The organism is Rahnella perminowiae (assembly GCF_019049755.1).
Lineage (GTDB): Bacteria > Pseudomonadota > Gammaproteobacteria > Enterobacterales > Enterobacteriaceae > Rahnella > Rahnella perminowiae.
The window spans coordinates 1-23688 of the sequence record NZ_JAFMOS010000585.1 but is presented as its reverse complement, the minus strand read 5'-3'; the positions used below and the strand labels follow the sequence as shown (position 1 = coordinate 23688).

The 23688-nt window shown below is 51.3% G+C and carries 24 protein-coding genes, 1 pseudogene and 1 other annotated feature; of the genes and pseudogenes, 15 read left to right on the top strand and 10 right to left on the bottom strand.

Going from position 1 to position 23688, the window contains the following annotated elements; all coding sequences use genetic code 11:
* Nucleotides 1–591: L-threonylcarbamoyladenylate synthase (locus tag J1785_RS16875; protein ID WP_217219955.1), on the bottom strand; the 591-nt coding region annotated here is incomplete at its 3' end.
* Between the two features lie 34 nt (nucleotides 592–625).
* Nucleotides 626–1549 (bottom strand): RNase RNM, encoded by a 924-nt coding sequence (gene rnm / locus J1785_RS16870; RefSeq protein ID WP_129952123.1) that lies wholly within the window; start codon nucleotides 1547–1549, stop codon nucleotides 626–628.
* A gap of 328 nt (nucleotides 1550–1877) precedes the next feature.
* Nucleotides 1878–1980 (top strand) — a sequence feature (Trp leader region).
* A 56-nt stretch (nucleotides 1981–2036) separates the two neighbouring features.
* On the opposite strand from rnm, the gene J1785_RS16865 reads away from it, so the two are divergent.
* The 6 genes and pseudogenes from J1785_RS16865 to J1785_RS16835 all read left to right on the top strand — a co-directional run bounded on the left by J1785_RS16865 (nucleotide 2037) and on the right by J1785_RS16835 (nucleotide 9145).
* The gene (locus J1785_RS16865; RefSeq protein WP_129951566.1) at nucleotides 2037–3599 is read left to right on the top strand and encodes an anthranilate synthase component 1; all 1563 of its coding nucleotides are present in this window, start codon (nucleotides 2037–2039) and stop codon (nucleotides 3597–3599) included.
* 1 nt (nucleotide 3600) lies between these two features.
* Nucleotides 3601–5204: pseudogene (gene trpD / locus J1785_RS26795) on the top strand (bifunctional anthranilate synthase glutamate amidotransferase component TrpG/anthranilate phosphoribosyltransferase TrpD).
* A gap of 3 nt (nucleotides 5205–5207) precedes the next feature.
* Nucleotides 5208–6572 carry a bifunctional indole-3-glycerol-phosphate synthase TrpC/phosphoribosylanthranilate isomerase TrpF gene (gene trpCF / locus J1785_RS16850; protein WP_217219954.1) on the top strand — a complete coding sequence of 455 codons (1365 nt, stop codon included), beginning with the start codon at nucleotides 5208–5210 and terminating at the stop codon, nucleotides 6570–6572.
* Between the two features lie 44 nt (nucleotides 6573–6616).
* The gene (gene trpB / locus J1785_RS16845; protein WP_129951570.1) at nucleotides 6617–7807 is read left to right on the top strand and encodes a tryptophan synthase subunit beta; all 1191 of its coding nucleotides are present in this window, start codon (nucleotides 6617–6619) and stop codon (nucleotides 7805–7807) included.
* On the top strand, nucleotides 7807–8616 hold the full coding sequence (trpA, locus tag J1785_RS16840; protein ID WP_217219953.1) for a tryptophan synthase subunit alpha: 810 nt from the start codon (nucleotides 7807–7809) through the stop codon (nucleotides 8614–8616). The genes trpB and trpA overlap by 1 nt, the downstream gene beginning before the upstream one ends.
* A gap of 214 nt (nucleotides 8617–8830) precedes the next feature.
* A complete protein-coding gene (locus tag J1785_RS16835; RefSeq protein ID WP_129990395.1) occupies nucleotides 8831–9145 on the top strand; it encodes a BON domain-containing protein in 315 nt (104 codons plus the stop codon).
* Between the two features lie 70 nt (nucleotides 9146–9215).
* Here the strand turns inward: J1785_RS16835 and ompW are convergent, their stop codons facing one another.
* Nucleotides 9216–9848 carry an outer membrane protein OmpW gene (ompW, locus tag J1785_RS16830; RefSeq protein ID WP_217219952.1) on the bottom strand — a complete coding sequence of 211 codons (633 nt, stop codon included), beginning with the start codon at nucleotides 9846–9848 and terminating at the stop codon, nucleotides 9216–9218.
* A 291-nt stretch (nucleotides 9849–10139) separates the two neighbouring features.
* On the opposite strand from ompW, the gene J1785_RS16825 reads away from it, so the two are divergent.
* From J1785_RS16825 to yciA, 4 genes are all read left to right on the top strand, one after another.
* Complete coding sequence (locus J1785_RS16825; RefSeq protein ID WP_217219951.1) at nucleotides 10140–10541, top strand: YkgJ family cysteine cluster protein; 402 nt, start codon at nucleotides 10140–10142, stop codon at nucleotides 10539–10541.
* 89 nt (nucleotides 10542–10630) lie between these two features.
* Entirely contained in the window at nucleotides 10631–11386 is a 756-nt protein-coding gene (locus J1785_RS16820; RefSeq protein ID WP_217219950.1) for a YciC family protein, read from the top strand.
* Nucleotides 11387–11485: 99 nt separating this feature from the next.
* Nucleotides 11486–12025, top strand: coding sequence for a septation protein A (locus J1785_RS16815; protein ID WP_015697091.1), 540 nt, complete (start codon nucleotides 11486–11488; stop codon nucleotides 12023–12025).
* A gap of 128 nt (nucleotides 12026–12153) precedes the next feature.
* Complete coding sequence (gene yciA / locus J1785_RS16810) at nucleotides 12154–12594, top strand: acyl-CoA thioester hydrolase YciA (RefSeq protein WP_095921650.1); 441 nt, start codon at nucleotides 12154–12156, stop codon at nucleotides 12592–12594.
* Nucleotides 12595–12682: 88 nt separating this feature from the next.
* Here the strand turns inward: yciA and J1785_RS16805 are convergent, their stop codons facing one another.
* On the bottom strand, nucleotides 12683–13417 hold the full coding sequence (locus tag J1785_RS16805; protein ID WP_217219949.1) for an energy transducer TonB: 735 nt from the start codon (nucleotides 13415–13417) through the stop codon (nucleotides 12683–12685).
* Nucleotides 13418–13630: 213 nt separating this feature from the next.
* Here J1785_RS16805 and J1785_RS16800 point away from each other — a divergent pair, with 213 nt between their 5' ends.
* From J1785_RS16800 to J1785_RS16790, 3 genes are all read left to right on the top strand, one after another.
* Nucleotides 13631–13927, top strand: coding sequence for a YciI family protein (locus tag J1785_RS16800; protein WP_129951606.1), 297 nt, complete (start codon nucleotides 13631–13633; stop codon nucleotides 13925–13927).
* A gap of 163 nt (nucleotides 13928–14090) precedes the next feature.
* Complete coding sequence (locus J1785_RS16795; protein ID WP_129951607.1) at nucleotides 14091–14381, top strand: TFIIB-type zinc ribbon-containing protein; 291 nt, start codon at nucleotides 14091–14093, stop codon at nucleotides 14379–14381.
* Between the two features lie 50 nt (nucleotides 14382–14431).
* Entirely contained in the window at nucleotides 14432–14659 is a 228-nt protein-coding gene (locus J1785_RS16790; protein ID WP_336369485.1) for a YnfU family zinc-binding protein, read from the top strand.
* Here the strand turns inward: J1785_RS16790 and J1785_RS16785 are convergent, their stop codons facing one another.
* On the bottom strand, nucleotides 14660–14842 hold the full coding sequence (locus tag J1785_RS16785; protein ID WP_129951608.1) for a YciY family protein: 183 nt from the start codon (nucleotides 14840–14842) through the stop codon (nucleotides 14660–14662).
* A 297-nt stretch (nucleotides 14843–15139) separates the two neighbouring features.
* Between J1785_RS16785 and cls the strand changes: the two genes are divergently transcribed.
* Nucleotides 15140–16600: a cardiolipin synthase gene (gene cls / locus J1785_RS16780; protein ID WP_129951609.1), complete on the top strand. Its 1461-nt coding sequence runs from the start codon at nucleotides 15140–15142 to the stop codon at nucleotides 16598–16600.
* A gap of 80 nt (nucleotides 16601–16680) precedes the next feature.
* Entirely contained in the window at nucleotides 16681–17004 is a 324-nt protein-coding gene (locus J1785_RS16775; protein WP_013575941.1) for an HI1450 family dsDNA-mimic protein, read from the top strand.
* A 221-nt stretch (nucleotides 17005–17225) separates the two neighbouring features.
* Here the strand turns inward: J1785_RS16775 and oppF are convergent, their stop codons facing one another.
* The 5 genes from oppF to oppA all read right to left on the bottom strand — a co-directional run bounded on the left by oppF (nucleotide 17226) and on the right by oppA (nucleotide 22969).
* A complete protein-coding gene (gene oppF / locus J1785_RS16770; RefSeq protein ID WP_205951566.1) occupies nucleotides 17226–18245 on the bottom strand; it encodes a murein tripeptide/oligopeptide ABC transporter ATP binding protein OppF in 1020 nt (339 codons plus the stop codon).
* Between the two features lie 14 nt (nucleotides 18246–18259).
* On the bottom strand, nucleotides 18260–19285 hold the full coding sequence (oppD, locus tag J1785_RS16765; protein WP_235172940.1) for an ABC transporter ATP-binding protein: 1026 nt from the start codon (nucleotides 19283–19285) through the stop codon (nucleotides 18260–18262).
* An 11-nt stretch (nucleotides 19286–19296) separates the two neighbouring features.
* Nucleotides 19297–20205, bottom strand: coding sequence for an oligopeptide ABC transporter permease OppC (gene oppC / locus J1785_RS16760; protein ID WP_217219947.1), 909 nt, complete (start codon nucleotides 20203–20205; stop codon nucleotides 19297–19299).
* A gap of 15 nt (nucleotides 20206–20220) precedes the next feature.
* Nucleotides 20221–21141 (bottom strand): oligopeptide ABC transporter permease OppB, encoded by a 921-nt coding sequence (gene oppB, locus J1785_RS16755; RefSeq protein WP_013575945.1) that lies wholly within the window; start codon nucleotides 21139–21141, stop codon nucleotides 20221–20223.
* Between the two features lie 187 nt (nucleotides 21142–21328).
* Nucleotides 21329–22969, bottom strand: a complete 1641-nt coding sequence (gene oppA / locus J1785_RS16750) for an oligopeptide ABC transporter substrate-binding protein OppA (protein WP_129951611.1) — start codon at nucleotides 22967–22969, stop codon at nucleotides 21329–21331.
* Nucleotides 22970–23688: the final 719 nt, after the last annotated feature.

Genomic DNA, 23688 nt, shown 5'->3' with positions numbered 1-23688 from the left:
TTCACGCACCACTTCCGGCGCCGCTTCGGTCAGATCAATCACTGTAGTAGGCTGCTGGCCGATAGAACCGCCATCGATCACCAGATCCACAACTTTACCCAAATGATCTCTGATATCTTCAGGATCAGATTCTGCAAAATCATTGCCCGGCAGCATCAGTGTGGTAGACATCAGCGGCTCGCCCAGCGCTTCCAGTAAGGCAATCGCAATCGGATTGGAGGGCACCCGCAGGCCAATCGTCTTACGTTTTTCGCTCATCAGGCGGCGCGGTACTTCTTTGGTGGCTTTCAGGATAAAAGTGTAATTACCCGGCGTGTTGTTTTTCATCAGCCGGAAAGCCGCGTTATCAACATGCGCGTAAGTCGATAGCTCAGACAAATCCCGGCATACCAGCGTGAAGTTATGGTTACTGTCTAACTGACGGATACGACATATACGCTCCATGGCGTTTTTCTCTTCCAGACGGCAACCGAGCGCATAACCGGAATCTGTCGGATAGACGATAACCTGCCCTTTGCGCAGCAATTCTACGGCCTGATTAATCAGGCGGGGCTGCGGGTTTTCCGGATGGATATAAAAATATTGACTCATTGTTCCCTCTTAATTCTTCTTCTGCGGTCGTGCTTCAGACCGGTTCAATTTCAGGCTGTTCTCCCGGGGACGGCCAGTGTTGCCAGACCGGCTCTGCGCCTGCAGGAAGCCAAAGTTTTCGCCCCAGTTCAATCCACGAGCAAGGCTGATGGAAATCAGACCCCTGCGAGGCGAGCAACTGGTAATCACGGGCATAAGCCGCAAGTTGAGCACGCTCATTCGGTGCCTGCTGACATTGTGCGACTTCCATGGCATCGCCGCCTTGTTCGGCAAAGAACGCCAGTAAGCGTTTCAGCCATTTTGTGGACAGGTCATAACGTCCCGGGTGGGCGACCACCGCCTGTCCGCCAGACTGATGAATCGCATCAATCGCTTGTTCTATTGTACACCACTGTGGCGGAACGTAGCCGGTCTTGCCCTTGGCGAGGTATTTTTTGAACACCTGCGCAATATTGTCAGCCACGCCAGTTTCCACCAGATAGCGGGCAAAATGTGCACGGGTGACGGCGCCGCCATCGGCCAGACGTAATGCCCCCTCCCATGCCCCCTCGATGCGCGCTTTCGCCAGGCGTCGCCCCATTTCCCGGGCGCGCTGCTGGCGTAATTCCGCCTGTGCTTTCAGTAAATCCACCATCGCCTGATGGGCCGGGTCGATGCCCAGCCCGACAATATGAATCTCATGATTTTCCCACAGCGTAGAAATCTCGACACCGTTTACCAGTTGCAACGGCAGATGATTATCAGCTATCGCCTGCGCCGCGCGCGCCAGCCCTTCCGTGCTGTCGTGATCGGTGATCGCCAGTACACCGACACGCATTTCTACAGCACGCGCCACCAGCGCTTGCGGTGTTAAATAGCCGTCAGAGGCGGTGGTATGGCTGTGGAGATCGTAAAGAGTAAAGGCGGAGCGGGTTGTCTGGTCGTCTGCTGAAGGCAAAGTGTTTGTTGGCAAAGTCATCGTCACGTGCGGATTTAACCTGTTTCTGAATGCAGTGCATATCATAACGCGTTAGGACTTTACACGTTAGGGATGATTTCACCCGGCCATTACGCACTGTTACGGTGCTTTAACACTTTTTGCACCCTACAGGCGCACTGATGTTGGGAATGATGGAAAAAGAGGGTTGACTTTATACCGTTGAACTAGTTTACTAGTACGCAAGTTCACGGAGCAGTTCAGCAATGAACGGCGTGACAAACCGATTCAGAAAGCTTACGTTTTAAAGACGATAGCTTCTATAAACAAACAAGAGTGTCTGATGATGAAAACTCACATGATGGCGGTTCTCAGCTGGTGGCGTACTTCCCCTTGGCGGGCGGAGTAATCACGCATAGCTGTCATCAGACGCTGCAAGATTCCCGAAGCCCGCATAATGCGGGCTTTTTTGTGGCCGCCTATTAGAAATCCGTTTCACACAAACGTTGAAAAAATTTCAGGAAGCAAAATGACTATTCAGAAACCGCGTTTAGAATTGCTGACCGCAGAAGGATGTTACCGCGGCGACCCGACGGCCATTTTTCACCAGTTGTGTGGTGCCCGTCCGGCGACCCTGCTACTGGAGTCCTCCGAAGTGACCAGCAAAGAAAATCTTCAGAGCCTGCTGATTGTTGACAGCGCACTGCGTATCACTGCACTCGGTTCCCGGGTTTTAATTCAGGCACTGACGCCAAACGGCGCGTCATTACTCTCACTGATTGACGCCGCGTTACCGGCTGAAATTCGCAACGATGTGCGTCCGAACGGACGCGAACTGCGCTTCCCGTCCATTGACCAGATGCAGGACGAAGACGCCCGTCTGCGTTCACGCTCCGTGTTTGATGCATTGCGCAGTATCCTGACCTCGGTGGAAACGCCCGCTGATGAGCGCGAAGCGATGTTCCTCGGCGGTCTGTTTGCTTACGATCTGGTCGCCGGTTTTGAAGATTTACCGGTATTAGAATCCGACCAGCGGTGCCCGGATTTTTGCTTCTACCTGGCAGAAACACTGCTGGTGCTGGACCACCAGAACCGTTCATGCCGCTTGCAGGCCAGCCTGTTTACGCCGTCACCGGAAGAGAAACAGCGTCTGCATACTCGCCTTGAACAACTGCAACACCAGTTACAATTACCCCCTCATGCCATTCCGCACCAGAGCGTGCCGGAGATGCAACTGAGCGTAAATCAGAGTGATGAAGAGTTTGGTGCTGTGGTGGAGAAGATGAAAGTGGCGATCCGCGCCGGTGAGATTTTCCAGGTCGTCCCTTCCCGTCGCTTCTCACTGCCGTGCCCTGCCCCACTGGCAGCGTATGAAACACTCAAAAACAACAACCCAAGCCCGTACATGTTCTTCATGCAGGACAACGATTTCACCTTGTTCGGTGCCTCTCCGGAAAGCGCACTGAAATACGATGCGACAAACCGTCAGATTGAAATTTATCCGATTGCCGGGACACGTCCGCGTGGCCGTCGTGCTGACGGTTCACTGGATTTGGATCTCGACAGCCGTATTGAACTGGAAATGCGTACTGACCATAAAGAACTGGCCGAGCATCTGATGCTGGTGGATTTAGCACGTAATGATCTGGCGCGTATCTGTGAGCCGGGCAGCCGTTATGTTGCCGACCTGACCAAAGTTGACCGTTACTCTTTCGTGATGCATCTGGTGTCCCGCGTCGTCGGCACACTGCGTCATGACCTGGACGTCCTGCACGCCTATCAGGCAGTAATGAACATGGGCACGCTGACCGGCGCACCGAAAGTTCGCGCCATGCAGTTGATTTCAGCCTCCGAGCAAACCCGTCGCGGCAGTTACGGCGGCGCAGTCGGTTATTTCACCGCTCACGGTGATTTAGACACCTGCATCGTAATCCGCTCGGCCTATGTCGAAGACGGCATCGCCACCGTACAGGCTGGCGGCGGCGTGGTACTTGATTCCGTTCCGCAAGCCGAAGCCGACGAAACCCGTAATAAAGCCCGTGCTGTGCTGCGTGCCATCGCCACCGCCCATAATGCGAAAGAGGTATTTTAAGATGGCCGATATCTTACTCATCGATAACGTCGATTCCTTTACTTACAACCTTGTCGATCAGTTGCGTTCAAGCGGCCACAACGTGGTGATTTACCGCAATCAGATCCCGGCTGACGTCATTATCGAAAAACTCAGTCAGCTGGAAAAACCGGTGCTGGTGCTTTCGCCGGGACCGGGTACACCTTCCGAAGCCGGTTGCATGCCAGAGTTGCTCAAACGTCTGCGCGGTCAGTTGCCGATTATCGGTATCTGTCTCGGCCATCAGGCGATTGTGGAAACCTACGGTGGTTTCGTCGGGCAGGCCGGGGAAATCCTGCACGGTAAAGCCTCGGCAATTACGCATGACAATGAAGCGATGTTTGCCGGCATGCACAACCCGCTGCCGGTCGCGCGTTATCACTCGCTGGTGGGCAGCCAGATCCCCGACGGGCTGACCGTCAACGCCCGTTACGGCGATATGGTGATGGCAGTACGTCACGAAGAAGATCGGGTTTGTGGATTCCAGTTCCACCCGGAATCTATTTTAACTTCACAGGGCGCCCGTTTGCTTGAGCAGACACTGGCCTGGGCTTTGGCGTAAGGAGAACTGTCATGCAAACGCAAACTATTCCCGGCATTCTCGAAAACCTGTTTCGCGCTCAGACGATGACGCAGGAAGAAAGCCAGCAGCTATTTACCGCCATCGTGAAGGGCGAACTCGAACCGGCGCAATTGGCCGGGGCATTAATCAGCATGAAAGTGCGCGGCGAACAACCGGCTGAAATCGCCGGAGCCGCCAAAGCGTTACTGTCGCACGCCGAGCCGTTCCCGCGTCCTGATTATGCGTTCGCGGACATTGTCGGCACCGGTGGCGACGGCACCAACAGCATCAATATTTCCACCGCCAGCGCATTTGTCGCAGCGGCCTGCGGAGCCCGGGTCGCCAAACACGGCAACCGCAGTGTATCCAGCCGTTCGGGTTCTTCCGATTTACTGGCCGCGTTTGGCATCCGTCTGGATATGCCTGCGCAAGAATCACGGGCCGCGCTGGATGATCTGGGCGTGTGTTTCCTGTTTGCGCCGCAATACCACACCGGTTTCCGTCATGCGATGCCGGTACGTAAATCACTCAAAACCCGCACCCTGTTTAACGTGCTGGGTCCGCTGATTAACCCGGCGCGTCCGCCGCTGGCACTGATTGGCGTATACAGCCCTGAACTGGTGCTGCCGATTGCAGAAACATTGCGGGCGCTGGGTTATGAACGTGCGGCAGTGGTTCACGGTGGTGGGATGGATGAAGTGGCGATCCACGCAGCAACGCTGGTTGCGGAGCTGAAAGACGGTCAGATAACCACTTACGAACTGACACCACAGGACTTCGGTCTGGATAATTATCCGATTGAATCCCTGCTGGGCGGTGAGCCGGAAGAAAACCGTGACATTCTGGCACGCTTATTACAAGGTAAAGGAGATCCGGCCCATGAAGCTGCGGTAGCCGTCAATGTGGCGATGTTACTGCGTCTGTTCGGTCAGGAAGATTTAAAGCAAAACGCACAACAGGCTTTGGCCGTCATGCGCAGCGGTGAACCCTACCAGCGCGTGGTGGCACTGGCAGCAAGAGGATAAGTGATGCAGCAGGAAACGGTGCTCCACAAAATTGTTCGCGATAAAGAAATTTGGGTCGCGGCACGCAAAGAACAGCAACCACTGGCCAGCTTTCAGAATGAAATAACACAGAGCCAGCGCAGTTTCTACCATGCCCTGCAAGGGGCAAGAACGGCCTTCATTCTGGAATGTAAACAAGCTTCTCCGTCGAAAGGTAAGATCCGCGAGAATTTCGATCCGGTAGAAATCGCCAGCGTGTATAAAGACTACGCTTCCGCCATCTCCGTTTTAACGGACGAGAAATACTTCCAGGGCAGTTTTGATTTCCTGCCGCTGGTGAGTAAAACAGTCACACAGCCGGTGCTGTGCAAAGATTTTATTATCGACCCGTATCAGATCCATCTGGCCCGTTTCTATCAGGCCGATGCCATTTTGCTGATGCTCTCCGTGCTCGATGATGCTCAGTACGTTCAGCTGGCGGCCGTGGCACACAGCCTGAACATGGGTATTTTGACGGAAGCCAGTAATGAAGAAGAACTGGATCGCGCCGTTAAACTGAAAGCCAAAGTCGTCGGTATCAATAACCGTGACCTGCGCGATTTATCCATCGACCTTAACCGCACCCGTGAGCTGGCACCGCGCGTACCGCATGGTGTCACGGTCATCAGTGAATCAGGTATTAATACCTACGGACAAATCCGTGAACTCAGCCGCTTCGCCAATGGCTTCCTGATCGGCAGCGCCCTGATGTCAGAACAAGACCTGAGCAGCGCCGTGCGTCGCGTGCTGCTGGGTGAAAACAAGGTCTGTGGCCTGACCCGCCCTCAGGATGCCAAAGCCGCGCACCAGGCTGGCGCTATTTATGGCGGATTGATTTTTGTACAAGCGTCACCGCGCTTCGTAACCCAAACGCTGGCGAAAGAAGTACAGAACGGTGCGCCGCTTAAATATGTCGGCGTATTCCGTGATGAGCCAGTCAGTAAGGTGGCAGAAACTGCGCAGACCCTGAATCTGACCGCCGTGCAACTTCATGGAGATGAAAGCCAGGCGTATATCGACGCACTGCGCACAGCATTGCCGCAAACGGTTCAGATCTGGAAGGCGCTGAGTGTCAAAGACACCGTTCCGGCACGCAACCTGAATCACGTCGACCGCTACGTGCTGGACAACGGTAAAGGTGGCACCGGTTATCGTTTCGACTGGAGCACGCTGGCCGGGCAGGATTTGAGCAATGTGCTGCTGGCTGGCGGACTAAGCGCTGATAATTGCGTCCAGGCCGCGCAGCTCGGTTGCGCAGGGCTGGATTTCAACTCCGGTGTTGAAAGCGAACCTGGCATCAAAGATGCTGAAAAAATTACCGCCGTATTCCAGACATTGCGGGCGTATTAAGCCGCACGCAATGACGCAAAAATTGACAGACAGGACGCAATAACATGACTTTACTTAATCCCTACTTCGGCGAATTTGGCGGCCAGTACGTCCCGCAAATTCTGATGCCTGCGCTGGCTCAGCTGGAAGAAGCTTTTGTCAGTGCGCAGCGCGACCCTGAGTTTCAGGCTGAATTCATTGATTTACTGAAAAACTACGCAGGCCGTCCGACGGCGCTGACCCTGTGTAAGAACCTGACAGCAGGAACCAAAACCAAGCTTTATCTTAAGCGTGAAGATTTGCTGCATGGCGGCGCACATAAAACTAACCAGGTGTTGGGTCAGGCATTGCTGGCCAAACGCATGGGCAAAACGGAAATCATCGCCGAAACCGGTGCAGGTCAGCATGGCGTGGCATCGGCACTGGCCTGTGCACTGCTCGGCCTGAAATGCCGCATTTATATGGGCGCAAAAGACATTGAGCGTCAGTCGCCAAACGTATTCCGTATGCGTCTGATGGGGGCTGAAGTCATCCCGGTGCACAGCGGTTCTTCCACGTTGAAAGATGCCTGTAATGAGGCGCTGCGTGACTGGTCCGGCAGCTATGAGAAATCGCACTACATGCTCGGGACGGCAGCGGGTCCCCATCCGTATCCGACCATCGTACGTGAATTCCAGCGCATGATCGGCGAAGAAACCAAGTCACAAATGCAGGAACGCGAAGGCTGTCTGCCGGATGCCGTCATTGCCTGCGTCGGCGGGGGGTCTAATGCGATCGGTATGTTTGCCGATTTTATCGACGATACCAGTGTGAAGCTGATTGGCGTCGAACCCGGCGGTCTGGGCATTGAAACCGGCCAACATGGTGCCCCGCTGAAACATGGCCACGTGGGCATTTACTTCGGCATGAAAGCGCCAATGATGCAAACTTCAGAAGGCCAGATTGAAGAGTCTTACTCTATTTCTGCCGGTCTGGATTTTCCGTCTGTTGGTCCGCAACACGCCTTCCTCAACAGCATTGGCCGTGCAGAATATGTCTCAATCACCGATGATGAGGCGCTGGACGCGTTTAAAGAATTGTCCCGCCATGAAGGGATTATTCCGGCCCTGGAATCCTCTCATGCGCTGGCTTACGCGCTGAAACTGATCAAGGAAACGCCAGAAAAAGAACAGATTCTGGTGGTTAACCTGTCCGGACGCGGCGACAAAGACATTTTCACCGTACACGACATCCTGACTGCCCGGGGAGAAATTTAATGGAACGTTATCAGCAATTATTCAAGCGTCTGGAAAGCAAAAAAGAAGGGGCGTTTGTTCCTTTCGTCACGCTGGGCGATCCGGGCGTTGAGCTGTCACTGTCAATTATCGATACGCTGATTGAAGCCGGTGCCGACGCACTGGAACTGGGTGTCCCGTTCTCCGATCCTCTGGCTGATGGCCCGACCATTCAGAATGCAAACCTGCGCGCGTTTGCTGCGGGTGTGGCGCCGACACAATGCTTCAATATGCTGGCACGCATCCGTGAAAAACATCCGGATATCCCGATTGGGCTGCTCATGTATGCCAATCTTGTGTTCCACAACGGCATTGAAACCTTCTATCAGCGTTGCGCTGAAGTGGGTGTTGATTCGGTGTTGGTTGCCGATGTGCCATTTGAAGAGTCTGCGCCATTCCGTGCTGCCGCGTTGCGCCACGGCATCGCCCCTATCTTTATCTGCCCGCCAAATGCTTCTGATGATTTGCTGCGTGAAATTTCGTCCCATGGCCGCGGATATACTTATTTGCTGTCACGCGCAGGTGTGACGGGGACGGAAAAACGTGCACTGACGCCGTTGAATCACTTAGTGGATAAGCTTCGTGAATACCATGCAGCGCCGCCTTTACAGGGTTTCGGTATCTCCGAACCTGCGCAGGTGAAAGAAACGCTGGCTGCGGGAGCTGCCGGGGCTATTTCCGGTTCAGCGACCGTGCGCATTATCGAAAACAATCTGCATCAGCCTTCCGAAATGTTGGCCCAGCTTTCCCGTTTCGTCAGTGAAATGAAAGCGGCCACACGTCCTCAGTAAATATTCTCTGACAGAACCTCAGCCACAGAGTGACTAAGGTTCTGTTTCTTTTAATTTCTTACTATTTTTAACCCCGCTTAATTTGTATTACTCCTTTTAATAATCCACACTAAAATTACTCTGTACATCAATGATATTTTGCACGATGTGAATATCGCTGATTCCGTAAGAGTTTGTTTCTTTTGGTTTTATAACAAATCATGGAGAGTTATTTATGAAGCTATTCAAAACATTGTCCGCGTTCTGCATGGCAGCGGTTGTGGTCATGGCTGTTGCCGCTTGTGCGCCGACTAAAAAATCAGAAGGAACAGGGGGTTATATCGATGACACCGTCGTGACAACCAAAGTTAAATCTGCACTGCTGGCAGATAAGAGCATTAAATCCACTGAGATCAGCGTAGAGACCTTTAAAGGCCGTGTGCAGTTGAGTGGTTTTGTGACATCAACAGCGGATGCAAACCGTGCAGTTGAAGTCACTCGCGGCGTGGCCGGTGTGCGTTCTATTGAGAATGACATGCGGCTGAAATAGTCAGTAAGTCTCTAAACAGAAAATCGAAGAGGCGCCGAAGCGCCTCTTTTTTGTGCCGTCTTTTTAAAGATCAGAAACGATAGCCGACGCCAAACATAAAGACCCATGGGTCGATCCGGGTGTTGATGTTTTGCTGCTCGCCACCGGCTTTGAATTTAACTTCCGTATCAATATCCATCCACCAGACAGACATGTTAATCAACCAGTTATCGTCCAGGTTGTAATCGAGACCGGCTTGTGTGGCCACCCCCCAGGAATCTTTGACACTTAAATCTGAAAGCCCGGCATCACGACCCGTCTGGTTGAAATCCGTGTCATAAAAGGTGGTGTAGTTGATACCCACACCGAGGTACGGACGCAATTTATCCTGCCGGTCACCAAAGTAATACTGTGCCATCAGAGACGGGGGTAACTGTTTCACTTCTGCAATCGTTCCGGTACTTTGCAGACCGACTTTGTGTTGGAACGGTGTCGCTGCCAGCAACTCCATGCCGATATTGTCCGTAAACATGTAGCCAAGGGTTAACCCCATCTGCGTGTTGTTATTGATATTAAAAGAACCCAGGCCCAGTACATTGTCCGAACCTTCGGTCGGACGAACCGTGGCTGTCCCTACGCGAAAAATCACATCCCCTGCCTGATGTGCGTTTGAGACTGCCGGAAATGCCGCTGCTGCGACTAATGCCCAATATGCTGCTTTCATTGTCCCTTCCCTTTATGTGGATTATTTATCAACGGCGCGCATGATACCTACTCTTTGGTATGGTTTGATCAATGCGGGATCACATCTTTAAAACAAAAAGTAAGAAAATGCATCTTCCGCAAAGCGATCTAAATCTATAAAAACAAAGGAATTGATCTGAATCAAAAATGAGGAGATTTTGATGTTTTGTTAACACGTGATATTTCAGTTGCTAAAAAAAATAGCGCTGAGTAATTTGCTTACTCACTGTTGGTTTTGGTTGGGTGCCGTAAGGAGTCGGTAGCTTCCAAGATGGGCGAAATTAACAATCCTTGTATGACCTGTGGCGCATGCTGCGCTTATTTTCGCGTTTCATTTTACTGGGCTGAGTCTGAAGAGGCTGGCGGATGTGTTCCGCAGGCATTGACAGAACAGGTCACTCCTTTCCTGAGCTGCATGCAAGGCACAAACAGTAAAACGCCACGCTGTGTTGCCCTGGAGGGAGAAGTGGGACACGCGGTTTCCTGTTCTGTTTACCCCAACCGGCCCACACCGTGTCGCGAATTCGATCAGTCAGGGTTAAATGGTGTCACCAATGCCGCCTGCGATCGTGCCCGGGCTCAATATGGTTTGCCTCCTCTGAATGTCGATTTGCCGACCATTGATCTCACCCACCTCAGTTGCGTTCCGGCAGAGATTCATCGACAGGTCTGATAGGAAAACAGCGCAAAACTATCGGCGGGAGGCATTTAAAGGGTACAATCCCCGCCTTATTGATTTTTGCTTTTTGCCAAGGAGCGTCCATGTCTATCACGGCCAGTACATTGTACCGTGACAGTTATAATTTTTTGCGTAATCAGATGAGTAGCGTTTTGGCGCTTTCGGTTCTGGCCGCACTAATCACCGTCATATTAAGCTGGGTGTTAAGTCCCTCAGCTGAACAGATCGAGGCTATCGGGCAACTGATGAGCAACATCACCGGCATGAACGTCGGCGATATGATGGGATACATTGAACAGCAGGTAACTCCGGAGCAGCAAAGCGCGATTTTCCGTTACAGCCTGGCCGCTTTGCTGTCAACGCTTGCCGGAAACGTTATTCTGGTTGGCGGTGTCCTGACGTTGATCCAGCTGGTTTCCCAGGGCATTCGCGCCAGTATCACGCAAATTATGACCGCGTCGCTGCCTGTCTTGCCACGTCTGGCCATTTTGTTGTTTATTTACAGCATCATGTTCCGTATCGGCCTGGCGCTGCTGTTTGTTCCGGCCTTCCTGATTGCGATTGCATGGTCAATGGCACCGGTTATTTCCTGTAAAGAGAATGCGGGCGTGTTCAAAGCGATGCGTCTGAGCACCCGTCTGGCCTTCAGCCATGTACGCCTGGTTGCCCCGGCCGTGATGCTGTGGATTGTTGCCCAGGTCGTACTGATGTTGTTTGTTGGCGTGCTGAGCGCGTTGAATCCGATGATTGGGGCAGTGATACTCGGCGCACTGAGTAATATGATCAGTGCCTTCATGCTGATTTATCTGTTCCGTCTTTACATGAAATTACATGCTTAACAGAGACATCACTTTTTCAGGGGCGCTCCGGCGCCCTTTTCTTTTGTCCGCGAAATGATTCCGGTATAGTCATACCATACGTAAAACATGGAATGAAGTATGAAGCAGCTCCTCGATTTTCTTCCCCTGATTGTTTTTTTTGTGGTTTATAAGCTTTACGACATTTTTGTCGCTTCTGGCGCATTAATTGCTGCCACTGCGTTAGCGTTAGTCATTACCTGGATTCTGTATCGCAAAATCGAGAAGATGACGTTAATCACCTTCGCGATGGTCGCTGTTTTCGGCACCCTGACACTGGTTTTCCATAATGATGAATTTATCAAATGGAAAGTGACAGTTATCTATGTTCTGTTCTCCGGCGCACTACTGATTAGCCAGCTGGTGCTGAAAAAGCCTTTAATCCAGCGCATGTTGGGCAAAGAACTGACTTTGCCGGATCACGTATGGAATAAACTGAACGTCAGCTGGGCCATCTTTTTCCTGCTGTGCGGGCTGGCTAATATTTACGTGGCATTCTGGTTACCGCAAAATATCTGGGTTAACTTCAAGGTCTTCGGCCTGACCGTGCTGACATTGGTCTTTACGCTGTTAAGCGGTGTTTACATTTACCGGCATATGCCGGACGATGAAAAAAAATAAGCATTCTTCTGCACGGGCCTTTCTTTGAAAGGCCTTACTTATTATTAAGCCCCACATGATTCGGGTGACTGAATGCAGCCAACACGTCTGCGGCCTGAAATATGGCGGGCTTTGTGTGAAGCCACTTTATGAACGAAAAACATAGCTTACCCAATGGTGAAATGGTGTTGCGTACGCTGGCTATGCCAGCAGACACCAATGCGAATGGTGATATCTTTGGCGGATGGCTGATGTCACAGATGGATATGGGCGGTGCGATTCAGGCGAAGGAAATTGCCAAGGGTCGCGTAGTGACCGTACGCGTTGACGGCATGACGTTTCTTAAACCGGTGGCTGTCGGTGATGTGGTGTGCTGTTATGCACGCTGCATCCGTACCGGTAACAGCTCGATCACCATCAATGTGGAAGTATGGGTGAAGAAGGTCTCTTCTGAGCCTATCGGTCAGCGTTACAGAGCCACTGAAGCGGTATTTACTTACGTCGCTGTGGATGACGAAGGAAAATCGCGCCAGTTGCCTGATGGTCGCAGCAATTTCAGTGTCGATTCCGAGGGTGTTTCTCAGGATTAAGACGGTTTTACACTACCGTTAAGTAAAAAGGTCGCCTCCCGGGGCGACCTTTTTTGCATATAAATCACAGGTAATGCCAGCTTGCGGCTTATTCGACAGCAGAACCGCCTTTAATTCTGAACACCAGGTTCACAACAAGATTACTGGCAGCCTTCGGTTCATAGCGCCATTTGCTCATCGCCTGTTTCACTTCGCGCTCAAACATATTGCGCGGCTCAGCGGAAAGAACACGTATGTTCTGCACGCGGCCATCACTGTCCACATCAAACTGCACGCGGACACGCCCTTCGATACGTAAAGCCAGTGCACGCGCCGGATAAGCCGGTTCGCCTCGTTGCAATGGCCGCGGGCCGGTATCGCTCTGCGCATTGGCAGATGCCGGTGGCTGGCTAACAGGTTTCGTGAACGGCTGGTTGCTGGTGACGGGCGCAGTTTTTACTGTTTGCGTCGGCTTTTCGACCGGCCGTTCAACAGGCTTCACCTTCGGTTTAACAACCGGCTTCTTCACCGGTTTTGGCTTCGGCTTAGGGGGTTGCGGAATGACAACAGCCTCAGGCGGCGGTGGTGGTTCTGGCACGACTTCAGGTTGCGGTTCCGGCGCCGGTGGTGTCGGTTCAGGTTGTGGTGGTGGCGGCGGCGGCGGTGCAAAGTCGGCCGGATTGACCATCGTTACGCTCATCACCTTTTGATCCTGGTTGGGCAATTTGATGGACTTGCCCACCGTCATATACAACACACCGGCAATGACTGCGACATGTAAACTGACGGCAAGGACCAACGGCACTGTCACCTTGCGGATAAATCTAAACTTTTTTAGCGGCATAATGATTCATTTTCCCCGTGAAGCCGCAAGTTTAAATGTAAATAGCAATCATATTCAACACCGAGATGACAACTATTCTCAAATAACCTCTGGTTTGATCCTACGCAAAGCGCTTTCCCCGGACTTCAGGTTTAGCTATGTTAATTCTGCAAAATGGTCAGGCAGCATCTTGTTGCCTAAAATTGCTCAATAACCCCCCTTTAAAGGTGACTCATGCTTTACGTTATTTATTCTGAAGATGTTTCTGACTCGCTGGAAAAACGCGCTGCGGCACGCCCTGCTCATATCGAACGCCTGAAAAAATTACATGAACAAGGCCGCGTGCTGATTGCGGGCCCGACGCCGTCCATAGACAGCGAAGATCCAGGTGCGGCCGGAATGACCGGTTCCGTACTGATTGTCGAATTCGAGACGCTGGAAGATGCCAAAGTGTGGGCGGATGCCGACCCGTACGTTAAAGCGGGTGTATATAAAGCCGTGACCGTCAAACCATTCAAACGCGTATTTTGATGTTTTACGGGCAGTTTACCGGGCTGCCCGTGGTTCTCCGCGCCTTCCTGCCCTCCCTTTAATCAACTTTACTTTTGCTTACGTCAGTTGATTGTCTAAATATCCGGTTACTCAAACAGTTACCTGCGGCCTTTTCCTTTAACAACAGAGCGGAGAATCCGATATGCAATGTCCGGTATGTAAAGAAAGTCAGTTAGTGATGTCCGAACGTCAGGGCATTGAAATCGATTATTGTCCTGACTGTCGCGGTGTATGGCTGGATCGCGGTGAGCTGGATAAAATCATCGAAAAATCTGCTGCGTCACAGCCCACAGAACGGCCTGCAACGGCACGCTACGAAGAACGTGACCGTCGGGATGATCATCGGCCGCAAGGCAATTACGACAACCGCGGGCATTACTCGTCTCAAAAGCCCTATAAAAAGAAGAGCTTCCTTTCAGAGCTTTTCGACTGATTTCTGTCATCCCACGCCATGACATCACACCTCATGGCGTGATTCCCCGCATGCCGTCACATTGCATTCATCGCTTCTGTGTTAGAATGTTTACCCCTGCCCATGAGGTAAGCATTATGTCATTCTTCGACGGACTGAAGTTTCTAACCAGCACGACCACGAAGGTCACCTGCCCGGAATGCGGTTATGTTTCGGAACAGATAAGCGCGAAGGTGCGCAAAAACTCCACTCTGGTCTGCAAAAAATGTGGTGCGCTTTTTCAGCCTAAATCCCGCTAATCAGGCATTCCATTCGTAGTTCACGGCATACAGCGCAAGACGCTGGTGCTGCTGATGATGGATTTGACGGATACGATAAATGTGGCGATAGCGCCTTGACTGCCCTTCCAGCCAGCGACTTCTCCTGCGTTGAGACTGGCGCAACATCCGCCACCGGCCGACTTCATTTTTACTGCGTTTCATTCACTTGTGTCCCGTAATGCCCGTGGCTGCTTCTTTAACGAAAGCGCTTCTTTTACAGAAAGTGTCTTAAGCGGAAAAACTGCGGAACATTATAGGCCGATGACGTTGTGATCCAAGTCTTGTTTTCCTCCTGCTTCCACGTTATCAGCTAACATTGATATCAGGACGATGACCCTTTTATTAACCGGAAACATATTACAGAGGTAGCTGATTGATTAGCAGGATAAAGTTAGTTAAAAGGTTTCTCCTTTCACGTACACTCATGCCGATGGCTTGCGAACAGGACTTTTCGCCTTTATGACAACATTTTATACGGTAATCAGTGGCCTTCTGGTTTTCGGTTACTGGTTACTGATTGCCGGCGTCACCTTACGCATTCTGATGAAGCGCCGCGCAGTTCCGTCAGCCATGGCATGGCTGTTGATCATCTACATCATTCCGCTGGTCGGTATTATTGCCTATCTCTCATTTGGGGAATTGCACTTAGGCAAACGCCGTGCTGAACGGGCAAAAGCCATGTGGCCTTCCACTGCCCGCTGGCTCAATGATCTCAAAGACTGTAAGCGTATTTTTGCCACTGAGAACAGTGAAATTGCCGCCTCACTTTTCCAGCTCTGCGAGCGCCGTCAGGGTATTGCCGGCGTAAAAGGCAATCAGTTGCAATTGCTGACCACCAGCGATGACGTGCTTCACGCAATGATGCGAGATATCGGGCTGGCGCGCAGCAACATCGAAATGGTGTTCTATATCTGGCAGCCGGGCGGTCTGGTTGATCAGGTCGCGGAATCTCTGATGGCGGCTTCACGCCGTGGTATTCATTGCCGTCTGATGCTGGATTCTGCGGGCAGCGTTGCCTTTTTCCGCAGCCCCTATCCGGCAATGATGCGCAACGCCGGTATCGAAGTCGTTGAAGCGTTACAGGTGAATCTTTTCCGTGTGTTCCTGCGTCGTATGGATCTGCGCCAGCACCGTAAAGTGGTACTTATCGACAACTATGTCGCCTATACCGGCAGCATGAATATGGTTGACCCGCGTTACTTTAAACAAGATGCTGGCGTTGGCCAGTGGGTTGATTTGATGGCCCGTATGGAAGGCCCTGTCGCGACCACGATGGGCATTGTATATTCGTGCGACTGGGAGATTGAAACCGGTAAACGTATTCTGCCGCCGGAACCGGATCTCAACCAGATGCCGTTCGAGCAGGAGAGCGGCCATACTATTCAGGTGATCGCTTCCGGTCCGGGCTTCCCGGAAGATATGATCCACCAGGCGCTGCTGACCGCCACCTATTCTGCACGCGAACAGCTGGTTATGACGACGCCGTATCTCGTGCCAAGTGATGATTTGCTGCACGCAATTTGTACCGCAGCGCAGCGCGGGGTGGATGTCAGTATCATTCTGCCGATGAAGAACGACTCAATGATGGTGGACTGGGCAAGTAAGGCTTTTTTTGGCGAATTGCTGGAAGCCGGTGTCAAAATTTATCAGTTCGAAGACGGTCTGCTGCATACCAAAAGTATCCTGGTCGATGGTCAGCTCAGTCTGGTCGGTACCGTGAATCTGGATATGCGCAGCCTGTGGCTCAATTTTGAGATAACGCTGGTCATTGATGACGCCGGATTTGGTGATGATTTAGGCCATGTGCAGGAAGATTATATCGCCCGCTCACATTTGCTGGATGTGGAAGCCTGGCTTAAACGTCCTTTCTGGCATCGCATCGTCGAACGTTTGTTCTACTTTTTCAGTCCGCTGCTGTAAAAGCCGCGGCGGGCATGATGTAATATACGCAGTACCGGCTTGAACCAGCCTGAATACACTCATCTGTAAACGAGAATGATATGGACCTGAATAATCGCCTGACCGAAGACGAAACGCTTGAACAAGCCTACGACATCTTTCTGGAACTGGCCGGAGATAACCTTGATCCTGCAGATATTTTGATCTTCAATCTGCAATTTGAAGAACGTGGTGGCGCTGAATTATATGATCCGGCTGAAGACTGGGTTGAGCATGTGGATTTTGACTTAAATCCGGACTTCTTTGCTGAAGTAGTGATTGGTCTGGCTGATGCGGAAGACCAGCCTATCAATGATATCTTTGCCCGTGTTCTGCTGTGTCGCGAGAAAGACCATAAACTTTGCCACATTTTGTGGAAAGAGTAATCTTCTCCGTCGACCTTCAGACTGGTTCTGTGTGGCTGCTTTCATTTCCCCCTGAGGCTCACCCTGCGGGCCAGCGCTAGCGCTGTTAAAATCGTTTCCTGACCGATTTGTCATTCAGTTGCCGCCTTGACCCAATCTGAATGACTTAGCAGAAGAATACGAAGATGAAAAAAAACCTGCCAGTGGCAGGTTTTTTTATGCTTTCCGTTCAGATCAAATCATCAGAGCGGATCCACTTTCAGGCAGGATACCGCATGGCGGAAGCTGCCTTCCAGCAACGGACGGGTGATTGCACATTCAGGTCCGGCAATCGGACAGCGGGTGCGGAACACACAGCCTGAGGGTGGATTGATGGGTGAAGGTAATTCCCCTTCAAGCAACTGAATCACTTTGTTGCGCTCTTTGTCCGGGTCCGGCACCGGCACTGCAGACATCAGTGCACGGGTATACGGGTGCTGAGGATTGTTATAGACCTCATCATAAGTGCCCAGTTCAACGGCGTGCCCGAGGTACATCACCAGAACACGGTCAGAGATGTGCTTCACCACGGCCAGATCATGTGCGATGAAAATCAGTGACAACCCCATTTCACGCTGCAACTGCTGAAGCAGGTTAACCACCTGCGCCTGAATAGACACATCCAGTGCCGAGACAGGTTCATCACAGATAATCAGTTTCGGCTCAAGAATCAGTGCACGCGCAATGCCAATACGCTGACATTGCCCCCCGGAGAATTCATGGGGATAACGGTTAATCAGGTTAGGCAACAGCCCGACCTTTAACATCATTGCCTTCACTTTTTCCTTCACTTCAAGGCGAGGCATTTTCGGATTATACGTTTTCAGGGGTTCAGCGATGATTTCGCCGATGGTCATCCGCGGGTTCAGGGAAGCCAGCGGATCCTGGAAAATCATCTGGATATCGCTGCGCGTATGACGCCACTCGCTGTCCGACATATTCAGCAGATCTTTACCCAGCCAGGCAACACGGCCGTCAGTGGCTTTCACCAGACCAATCAGTGCACGGGCAAAGGTCGATTTACCGCAACCTGACTCCCCCACCACGCCCAGCGTTTCCCCTTCATAAAGGCGCAGGGTCACACCGTCAACGGCTTTCAGGGTCTTCGAAGGCTGCCAGAACCACTGTTTACCGTCTTTGATGTCGAAATGGACTTTAAGATCTGCCACTTCGAGCAGAACTTTTTTCTCAGGCGCATGGGTATTTATTGCCGCACTGTTCATGATTGTGTTGTCTGTCATACCAGTTCCTCCAGCGGCTTATAGCATGCACGCAAACGGCCATCGCCGAAACGCTCAAGCGGCGGTGCCGAAGAGCAGATATCCATCGCATGCGGACAGCGGGGCTGGAACGGACAGCCTTTAGGCAGACGCAGCAAGTTTGGCGGATTGCCCGGAATAGTCAGCATCGCGCCACCTTCAGCATCAAGGCGGGGAACCGCATTGAGCAGACCGATGGAATAAGGATGACAAGGTTCATAAAACACATCCCGTGCACGGCCATATTCCATGGTGCGCCCGGCATACATCACCAGTACTTTGTCGCAGATACCGGCCACCACGCCAAGGTCATGGGTAATCATAATGATTGCTGTGTTGAACTCAGATTTCAGTTCATTCAGTAATGTCATGATTTGCGCCTGCACGGTCACGTCCAGCGCTGTGGTTGGCTCATCGGCAATCAGCAATTTAGGGCGGCACAGCAACGCCATTGCGATCATCACACGCTGGCGCATGCCACCGGAGAATTCATGCGGGAACATTTTCATACGTTTGCGGGCTTCGGGCATTTTCACCGCGTCCAGCATGCGTACGGATTCTTCAAACGCTTCACGCTTGCTCATTTTTTTATGCAGGATAAGGACTTCCATCAACTGTTCGCCCACACGCATGTACGGGTTGAGAGAGGTCATCGGATCCTGAAAAATCATTGAAATCTGTTCTGCGCGCAACTTATTAAGCTGTTGTTGCGGCAGATTGAGGATTTCGCGTCCGTTAAATTTCGCCGAACCGCCGATGCGGCCATTACTGGCCAGCAACCCCATCAGGGCAAAAGCGGTCTGTGATTTACCTGAACCGGACTCACCCACAATGCCCAGCGTCTCACCGGCACGCAGATCGAAATTCAGGTCATTGACCGCAGTCACATCACCGTCTGGTGTTTCGAAGGTGACGCGCAGATCCTGAACGTCAAGCAAGATTGGCGGGACTTTACCGTCAACCGCAGCGGGTGCCGCAAAAGTGGAATGTTCAATGGTGCTCATGGTGGCACTCCTTAACGATCTTTCGGGTCGAGGGCATCACGCAAGCCATCGCCGATAAAATTGAAACAAAACAGAGTTACCACCAGGAAGCCTGCCGGGAACAGCAGTAACCACGGTGAAACTTCCATCGAGTTGGCGCCATCACTTAACAACGCGCCCCAACTGCTCAGTGGCTCCTGCGTACCCAGTCCCAGGAAGCTCAGGAAGGATTCAAACAAAATCATGCTCGGCACCAGCAGCGATGCATAGACCACGACAACGCCCAGCACATTGGGAACAATGTGGCGCAGGACGATATTGCGCGTGCTCACACCACTCACCAGCGCCGCCTCGATGAACTCTTTACGCTTGAGACTGAGTGTTTGTCCACGCACGATACGCGCCATATCCAGCCAGGACACCATCCCGATTGCCACGAATATCAGCAGGATGTTTTGCCCGAAGAAGGTCACCAACAGGATAACGAAGAACATAAACGGGAAGGAGTTGAGAATTTCCAGCAAACGCATCATTGCGGAGTCTATTTTACCGCCCAGATAACCGGACAATGATCCGTAAAGCGTGCCGAGAATAACGGCCACTAACGCTGCCGCCACACCGACCATCAGGGAAATACGTCCGCCGATCGCCACACGCACCAGCAAATCACGGCCTGAAGAGTCAGTCCTGAAATAATGGTGAGAAGCAAAGTCAGGCGCGGCTGACATCATATTCCAGTCGGTATCATCATAGGAAAACTGGGATAACATCGGCGCAAATGCCACGAATAAGGCAATAAATGCCAGCACGATCAGACTGGTGACCGCCGCACGGTTGTGCATAAAACGGCGTCGTGCATCCTGCCACAGACTGCGGCCTTCAACTTCAAGTTTTTCGCTGAAGTTTTCCACGACGTCGCTATTTTTCTTACTTAACATCATTGACGTACTCCGGCATTAATAACGGATTTTCGGGTCGATGACGGCGTAAAGCACGTCGACGATCGCATTGAACAGAATGGTCAGTGCGCCCACTAAAATGGTCAGGCTCAGGACCAGTGAATAGTCACGGTTTAATGCCCCGTTAACAAACAGCTGGCCAATGCCTGGCAATCCGAAAATGCTCTCGATGACCATCGAACCGGTTATGATCCCAACGAAGGCCGGTCCCATGTATGACAATACCGGCAGCAGCGCGGGTTTCAGCGCATGGCGCAAAATGATGCGACGCAGTGGCAACCCTTTCGCACGTGCGGTACGGATGAAGTTGGAATGCAGGATTTCGATCATTGAGCCACGGGTAATACGCGCAATACTGGCAATATAAGCCAGTGACAACGCCACCATCGGCAAGATCATATATTTGGCACCACCACCATTCCAGCCGCCGCCAGGCAACCATTTAAGCGTGATGGCAAATATCAGTACCAGTAACGGCGCAACCACGAAACTGGGTATAACTACCCCGGTCATCGCCACACCCATTACCGTGTAATCCCATTTGGTGTTCTGGTTCAGTGCTGCGATAACGCCCGCACTCACTCCAAACACAATCGCCATGATAAATGCCGCCAGACCGAGTTTCGCAGAAACCGGGAAAGAGGCCGCAACCAGATCATTAACGGTGTAATCCTTATATTTGAACGACGGGCCAAAATCGCCTTTCGCCAGTTGTTCTAAATAATGGAAATATTGCTTATACATTGGGTCATTGAGGTGATATTTCGCCTCAATGTTCGCCATCACTTCTGGCGGAAGATTACGCTCACCCGTAAAAGGGCTGCCGGGTGCGAGACGCATCATAAAAAATGAAATGGTGATCAGAATGAATAGCGTCGGAATCGCTTCCAGACAGCGGCGTAAAATAAACTTTAACATTGCCCGTACCTGTTTCTAAGCCTGTCACTACAGCTTGATAGTTTTGGCTTGCTCACGGCGGCTATCGGGTGATGGCCGCCGTGGTGGCTCTTTGTTTCAGCACCGAAAACCGGCACTAAAAACATTACCTTCATCAATAAATAAGGCGCAAGGCAGCTCGGGGTTGCCTTGCCCTGACACTGATTAATTAGTGTTTGATGATGTATAAGTCTTTAACGTAGACGTTATCCTGCGGATCTTTACCGGTGTAACCGCCAACGTATGGTTTCACCAGACGCGCGTTCACGTAGTAATAAACAGGAACAATGGCAGAGTCTTTATCCAGCTGGGTTTCCGCTTTCTGATACAGCGCTGCACGTTCTTCGTCAGTTTTCACGGTCAGAGTGTCCGCGATGTCTTTATCAAAGGCAGGGCTCTTATAGTGAGCGGTATTGTTGCTGCTGTCAGACAACATGGTATTCAGGAAGGAAGAAGGTTCGTTGTAATCAGAACACCAGCCGGCACGTGCGATATCAAAGTTGCCCTGATGACGGCTGTCCAGGAAGGTTTTCCATTCCTGGTTAACGAGTTTCACGTCAACACCCAGATTTTTCTTCCAGATAGCGGCAGCGGCGATAGCCAGTTTTTTGTGCAGATCAGAGGTGTTATACAGCAATTCAAAGGTCAGCGGCTTAGCCGGGGTATAACCTGCTTCAGCCAGCAATTTTTTAGCCTGCTCGTTACGCTGCACCTGAGTCTCTTTGAACCAGGCCGGAGGCGTCAGTTTTGCACCATCAGTGTAAGGAGGGGTATAGCCATAAGCCGGCAGATCGCCCTGCGCCTTCACTTTATTCACGATGATGTCGCGATCCAGACCCAGTTTCAGGGCTTCACGGACGCGTGAATCAGTAAATGGTGCTTTCTGATTATTGATTTCGTAGTAATAAGTACACAGATACGGGTCAACGTGGACTTCGGTAGGAATTTCTTTTTTCAATTTCTGGAACAGTTCAATCGGCATGTTGTTATAAGTCATGTCGATTTCGCCGCTGCGGTAGCGGTTAACATCAGTAACTTCAGAAGAAATAGGCAGGTAAGTCACCTGATTGATCACTGTCCTGGCGTTATCCCAATAGGTCGGGCTGCGCTCAAGCACAATACGTTCGTTAACGGTCCAGGTTTTCAGTTTATACGCGCCGTTGCTCACATAGTTTTCAGGTTGGGTCCATTTGTCGCCAAATTTCTCAACTGTTTTTTTGTTTACCGGCTTCATTGCGGTGTGAGACAGCATTTTAACGAAATACGGAACCGGTTCGGTCAGCGTCACTTGCAGGGTATGATCATCGAGCGCTTTTACACCCAGAGTATCCGGGCTTTTCTTACCGGTGATGATGTCATCGATGTTTTCGATATGACCATATTGCAGATAGCTTTCGTAAGGAGAGGCGGTTTTAGGGTCAGCCAGACGCTGCCAGCTGTACACGAAATCTTCAGCTGTTACAGGATCGCCATTTGACCATTTTGCTTCCGGACGCAGGTGGAAGGTCCAGACTTTAAAATCTTTATTTTCCCAGCTGGTTGCTACACCAGGAATAACGCTGCCGTCTTTGCTGTCGGTATTCACCAAACCCTCAAGCAAGTCACGGATAACGTTCGATTCTGGTACGCCTTCGACTTTATGCGGGTCGAGAGACTGCACTTCTGAGCCATTGTTACGAACCAGTTCTTGTTTGGCTGCCAGGGTTACACCTGCAGGTACATTAGCTGCAAATGCATTATTTACTGACACCGCGCCGACCGCAGCCATAATGCAGGCAGCCAGCAGATTTTTTTTTGTGATGTTGGTCATTTTTATTCAACTCCAGTTTTTATTATGAACTTGCACGCTCGGGTGCAAGATAAACCCTTGCTGGGCCAACGGATTTCAAAAGCAGGAACGAATTGCTTAAGAAAGGTCCCCATGTAGTGGCCATCCGCAGATGGCTGTCCCCTATTACTGCATGTATTACTCGATAACGCTGGAAACGTCAGGCTGTTGTTCGCCGTTTGGTTTCCGGGATCCTTAAGGTTGATCCCACCCCATTTGATTTACCCCGTGTACAACAAAAAAAGGTTCTGCGTCACACCGGGTAATCACATACTGTTATTCCTAACCTTAACAATATTATTTTCTTATTCGCCTGACTGACAGCGATAGAAGGTCCTTCACTGTTAAGCGTGAGAATTCAATTAATGAGAAGAAGATCTGAAGATTTGTTTCGCTGAAGCGGCAGGTTCAACAAAAGGCCGTGTAATCCTGCCCGCCGAATGTCCGGCTTTCTTTTGGCAAAAAGCGCCTGATGATAATTTTGTGTTCCGCATGGCGACACGACACTCTCCAAAAACAAATAAAATGGCTTCAATCTTTCTGTCTCTAGCAAGATTCGTTCTCACTCAGAGCATTCCGCTTAACAAAATTCCATTTTTGAAGGCGATTTGAAAATTATCAGAAGCCAGATACAGGCGCCAATAAATTTTGCAAATTTGTTACGCAATTCTCTTTTACAGGTTACAAGCACACTGAGGCAG

Coding starts and splice junctions, on each gene's coding strand:
- rnm (WP_129952123.1), bottom strand. CDS start 1,549: ATGACTTTGCCAACAAACACTTTGCCTTCAGCAGACGACCAGACAACC.
- J1785_RS16865 (WP_129951566.1), top strand. CDS start 2,037: ATGACTATTCAGAAACCGCGTTTAGAATTGCTGACCGCAGAAGGATGT.
- trpCF (WP_217219954.1), top strand. CDS start 5,208: ATGCAGCAGGAAACGGTGCTCCACAAAATTGTTCGCGATAAAGAAATT.
- trpB (WP_129951570.1), top strand. CDS start 6,617: ATGACTTTACTTAATCCCTACTTCGGCGAATTTGGCGGCCAGTACGTC.
- trpA (WP_217219953.1), top strand. CDS start 7,807: ATGGAACGTTATCAGCAATTATTCAAGCGTCTGGAAAGCAAAAAAGAA.
- J1785_RS16835 (WP_129990395.1), top strand. CDS start 8,831: ATGAAGCTATTCAAAACATTGTCCGCGTTCTGCATGGCAGCGGTTGTG.
- ompW (WP_217219952.1), bottom strand. CDS start 9,848: ATGAAAGCAGCATATTGGGCATTAGTCGCAGCAGCGGCATTTCCGGCA.
- J1785_RS16825 (WP_217219951.1), top strand. CDS start 10,140: ATGGGCGAAATTAACAATCCTTGTATGACCTGTGGCGCATGCTGCGCT.
- J1785_RS16820 (WP_217219950.1), top strand. CDS start 10,631: ATGTCTATCACGGCCAGTACATTGTACCGTGACAGTTATAATTTTTTG.
- J1785_RS16815 (WP_015697091.1), top strand. CDS start 11,486: ATGAAGCAGCTCCTCGATTTTCTTCCCCTGATTGTTTTTTTTGTGGTT.
- yciA (WP_095921650.1), top strand. CDS start 12,154: ATGAACGAAAAACATAGCTTACCCAATGGTGAAATGGTGTTGCGTACG.
- J1785_RS16805 (WP_217219949.1), bottom strand. CDS start 13,417: ATGCCGCTAAAAAAGTTTAGATTTATCCGCAAGGTGACAGTGCCGTTG.
- J1785_RS16800 (WP_129951606.1), top strand. CDS start 13,631: ATGCTTTACGTTATTTATTCTGAAGATGTTTCTGACTCGCTGGAAAAA.
- J1785_RS16795 (WP_129951607.1), top strand. CDS start 14,091: ATGCAATGTCCGGTATGTAAAGAAAGTCAGTTAGTGATGTCCGAACGT.
- J1785_RS16790 (WP_336369485.1), top strand. CDS start 14,432: ATGCCGTCACATTGCATTCATCGCTTCTGTGTTAGAATGTTTACCCCT.
- J1785_RS16785 (WP_129951608.1), bottom strand. CDS start 14,842: ATGAAACGCAGTAAAAATGAAGTCGGCCGGTGGCGGATGTTGCGCCAG.
- cls (WP_129951609.1), top strand. CDS start 15,140: ATGACAACATTTTATACGGTAATCAGTGGCCTTCTGGTTTTCGGTTAC.
- J1785_RS16775 (WP_013575941.1), top strand. CDS start 16,681: ATGGACCTGAATAATCGCCTGACCGAAGACGAAACGCTTGAACAAGCC.
- oppF (WP_205951566.1), bottom strand. CDS start 18,245: ATGAACAGTGCGGCAATAAATACCCATGCGCCTGAGAAAAAAGTTCTG.
- oppD (WP_235172940.1), bottom strand. CDS start 19,285: ATGAGCACCATTGAACATTCCACTTTTGCGGCACCCGCTGCGGTTGAC.
- oppC (WP_217219947.1), bottom strand. CDS start 20,205: ATGATGTTAAGTAAGAAAAATAGCGACGTCGTGGAAAACTTCAGCGAA.
- oppB (WP_013575945.1), bottom strand. CDS start 21,141: ATGTTAAAGTTTATTTTACGCCGCTGTCTGGAAGCGATTCCGACGCTA.
- oppA (WP_129951611.1), bottom strand. CDS start 22,969: ATGACCAACATCACAAAAAAAAATCTGCTGGCTGCCTGCATTATGGCT.